The following is a 3199-nucleotide window of genomic DNA, read 5'->3' on the forward strand; positions in this document are numbered from 1 at the left end:
ATCCTGCGGTGCAGGACTGGCTGGCCAAGCACTCGCGATTCAACATGCACTTCACGCCCACCTCGGCATCATGACTGAACATGGTCGAGCGGTTCTTTCGCGACATCACGACCGAGCGACTTCGTCGTGGCGTATTCACCAGCGTGCCAGAACTGGTCGACGCCATCAATAAGTACATCGCTCACCACAACACCAACCCCAAGCCATTCATCTGGACCAAGAGCGCCCGCGACATCATGCAAAAGGTCATTCGCGCCAACCGCCGCTTAAGTCAGAATGGAACACTACACTAACCGGCTTAACAGGCTGCTGAAATACCTCCGACAGAAGTCAGCGCCAAGTCTGTGTCCGGCGAACACTTCAGTGTGGACGGCACATTGATCCAGGCTTGGGCTGGCCACAAGAGCTTTGTGCGCAAAGACGGTGAGGACGACGACAACGGCGGCGACTTCAAAGGCCGCAAGCGGAGCAACAAGACCCACGAGTCCAAGACGGATCCCGATGCTCGACTGTTCCGCAAAGGCAATACTGCCAGCGCGCTACGCTACATGGGACACACCCTGAGCGACAACCGTCATGGCCTGGTGGCCGGCGCCATGGTGACAGTTGCAGATGGTTGCGCAGAACGCGAGGCCGCCAAGGTCATGATCAACGATGCTCGGCAGGCCGTTGAGGATCCAAGCACGGTGCTCACGCTCGGTGCAGACAAGGGCTATGACGCAGCGGAGTTCGTCGAAGCGTGCCTGAGGATGAGGGTCATGCCGCACGTGGCTCAAAACACCAACGGGCGACGCTCCGCGGTGCCTGATCCGATTGCCGCCAGCGCAGGCTATGCGATCTCTCAGCAAAAGCGAAAGCTGATCGAGCAAGGCTTCGGCTGGGCCAAGACGGTGGGTGGCATACGTCAAGTGATGGTGCGCGGCCTGAAGAGAGTCGACCAGATGTTTGTGTTGACGATGGCCGCCTACAACCTCGTGCGCATGCGATCGCTGGGACAAATCCGCCTGCAGCAGCGATAAGGGCGCAAAAGCGGGCGGAAACAGGCGTCAGGCGGTCGAAAAGCCGACGAAATTACGCCTGCGTTTCAGGATGTGGAAAAAACGGAGCCGTCGCTACGCGAGCGGGAAAACTCGCTGTTCCGCGGGACGTATTTCAGCAGCCTGTTAAGCCGAAGCCGACAAGCCAGAGCCGACAAGCCAGAAGCCCTAAGCCGGCTCGTTCAACGCCGGTTCCGCGGCGATCTGCTTGAGTATCGCCTCCATTAACCCCGGAAACCGGCTGTCCAGTTCCGCGCGCCGCAACGAATTCTGATGCACGGTGCCGGTCACACGCGTGCGCACCAGGCCGGCCTCACGCAGGATCCGGAAGTGATGCGACACGCTCGACTTCGGGCGGCCGCCGTCGAGCTCGCCGCAGGTAGCCTCGTCGAGCGACGACAGCCGGCGGACGATTTCGAGGCGAACCGGGTCGCTCAGGGCATGGAAGAGCCGTCCGAGCGTGAAGTCCTCAGCGGCAGGATGGTTATAAGTACGCATGCTGCAAATGATAAAGGTTTCTGCGATACTTAGTTATTCGATGTTTATCGAACTATCGTACAAGCAAGTCCAAAGGAGTTTCGCCCGATGTCAGCATTGTTCCAGCCCTACAAGCTCAAAGACGTTTCCTTGCGCAACCGGATTGCCATTCCGCCGATGTGCCAGTACACCGCCGAAGACGGCCTGATCAACGAGTGGCACCGTGTGCACCTGGCCGGTCTGGCGCGCGGCGGCGCCGGGCTGGTGATCGTCGAGGCGACGGCCGTGTCGGCCGAAGGCCGTATCACGCCGGGCTGCGCCGGTATCTGGACCGACGAGCAGGCGCAGGCTTTTGCGCCGGTCGTCGCGTCGATCAAGGCGGCCGGCTCGGTGCCGGGCATCCAGATCGGCCACGCGGGCCGAAAAGCGAGCGCCAACCGTCCGTGGGAAGGCGACGATCACATCGCCGACGGCGACAGCCGCGGCTGGCAAACCATCGCACCGTCGGCGATCGCGTTCGGCGGCCATCTGCCCAAGGTGCCGAAAGCCATGACGCTCGACGATATCGCGCGCGTTCGCGAAGATTTCGTCGCCGCCGCGAAGCGAGCGCGCGACGCGGGCTTCGAATGGCTCGAACTGCACTTTGCGCACGGCTATCTCGGCCAGAGCTTCTTCTCCAGCCACTCGAATCAGCGCGACGATACGTACGGCGGGAGTCTCGAGAACCGCAGCCGCTTCCTGCTGGAAACGCTGGCGGCGGTGCGCAAGGTGTGGCCGGAGCCCCTGCCGTTGACGGCGCGCTTCGGCGTGATCGAGTACGATGGTCGTGACGAGGAAACGCTCGCTGAGTCGATCGAACTCGCGAAGAATTTCAAGCGCGAGGGACTGGACATGCTGAGCGTCAGCGTGGGCTTTTCCACGCCGACCGCGGCGATTCCGTGGGCGCCGGCGTTTCTCGCGCCGATCGCCGAACGCGTGCGCCGCGAGGCCGGTATTCCCGTTTCGTCGGCATGGGGCATCGATACGCCGGAACTGGCGGACCGTTCGGTGAAGAACGGGCAACTGGATCTGGTGATGGTTGGCCGCGCGCATCTGGCCGATCCGCACTGGCCGTACTATGCGGCGAAGAAGCTGGGTATCGAGCGTCCGTCGTGGACATTGCCGGCGCCTTACGCGCATTGGCTCGAACGCTACGCGGTCGCGTGAGTTTGCGCGTCGGTTCCCTTTTGTACTGATGTGCTGATGTACTGATGTGCCGTTTGCCCTGAGATTCATGCGCCGGGGCAGACGGCACGTTTGATTTGCCTTCTCCGCGCGAGCGCCCGGCGCCGCGTCTTGCTACACGCTAGGAAGCTGTCGCCGGAGCAGGTTGAGCAGTTGAAGTGGTGGGCGACGCAGGAGGCGCTGACGGCTGTGGAACTGCTGGCACGACTAGAAGAGAAGTTCGGGATTCGGGTTCATCGCAATACGCTGACAGGGATTCTCAAGCGAGCGGGGCTGGTATGGAAGCGAACCCGGCATAGCTTAAAAAATTCCTTGGCCAGATCCTCTGGCGTACGGCCGGCATGGACGAGGTCAATCATCTGTTGCCGGAAGGCCGCGGCATACGGCATTCGATGCTTGTGCATGGTGGGCACCTAGCGGGGAGGGAGCAGCGTCCCCGCTGCTCCCTCCCCAAAGAACCG

At 61.9% G+C, this 3199-nt stretch carries 3 protein-coding genes and 2 pseudogenes; 4 read left to right on the top strand and 1 reads right to left on the bottom strand.

Annotation, left to right across the window (positions count from 1 at the left end):
• Together CF70_RS19120 and CF70_RS19125 are read left to right on the top strand one after the other, a co-directional pair.
• Positions 1 to 293: pseudogene (locus CF70_RS19120) on the top strand (IS630 family transposase); the annotation flags it as partial.
• 51 nt (positions 294 to 344) lie between these two features.
• A pseudogene (locus tag CF70_RS19125) lies at positions 345 to 1019 on the top strand (IS5 family transposase); the annotation flags it as partial.
• Between the two features lie 186 nt (positions 1020 to 1205).
• Here CF70_RS19125 and CF70_RS19130 read toward each other — a convergent pair.
• Positions 1206 to 1535 carry an ArsR/SmtB family transcription factor gene (locus CF70_RS19130; protein ID WP_035867984.1) on the bottom strand — a complete coding sequence of 110 codons (330 nt, stop codon included), beginning with the start codon at positions 1533 to 1535 and terminating at the stop codon, positions 1206 to 1208.
• Positions 1536 to 1622: 87 nt separating this feature from the next.
• Between CF70_RS19130 and CF70_RS19135 the strand changes: the two genes are divergently transcribed.
• Together CF70_RS19135 and CF70_RS38990 are read left to right on the top strand one after the other, a co-directional pair.
• The gene (locus CF70_RS19135) at positions 1623 to 2720 is read left to right on the top strand and encodes an NADH:flavin oxidoreductase/NADH oxidase (protein WP_035867986.1); all 1098 of its coding nucleotides are present in this window, start codon (positions 1623 to 1625) and stop codon (positions 2718 to 2720) included.
• A 171-nt stretch (positions 2721 to 2891) separates the two neighbouring features.
• Positions 2892 to 3155, top strand: coding sequence for a winged helix-turn-helix domain-containing protein (locus CF70_RS38990; protein ID WP_414629462.1), 264 nt, complete (start codon positions 2892 to 2894; stop codon positions 3153 to 3155).
• Positions 3156 to 3199 lie beyond the last annotated feature (44 nt).

The sequence above is a fragment of the Cupriavidus sp. SK-3 genome, from assembly GCF_000611145.1.
Taxonomy (GTDB): Bacteria; Pseudomonadota; Gammaproteobacteria; order Burkholderiales; family Burkholderiaceae; genus Cupriavidus.

Coding starts and splice junctions, on each gene's coding strand:
- CF70_RS19135 (WP_035867986.1), top strand. CDS start 1,623: ATGTCAGCATTGTTCCAGCCCTACAAGCTCAAAGACGTTTCCTTGCGC.
- CF70_RS19130 (WP_035867984.1), bottom strand. CDS start 1,535: ATGCGTACTTATAACCATCCTGCCGCTGAGGACTTCACGCTCGGACGG.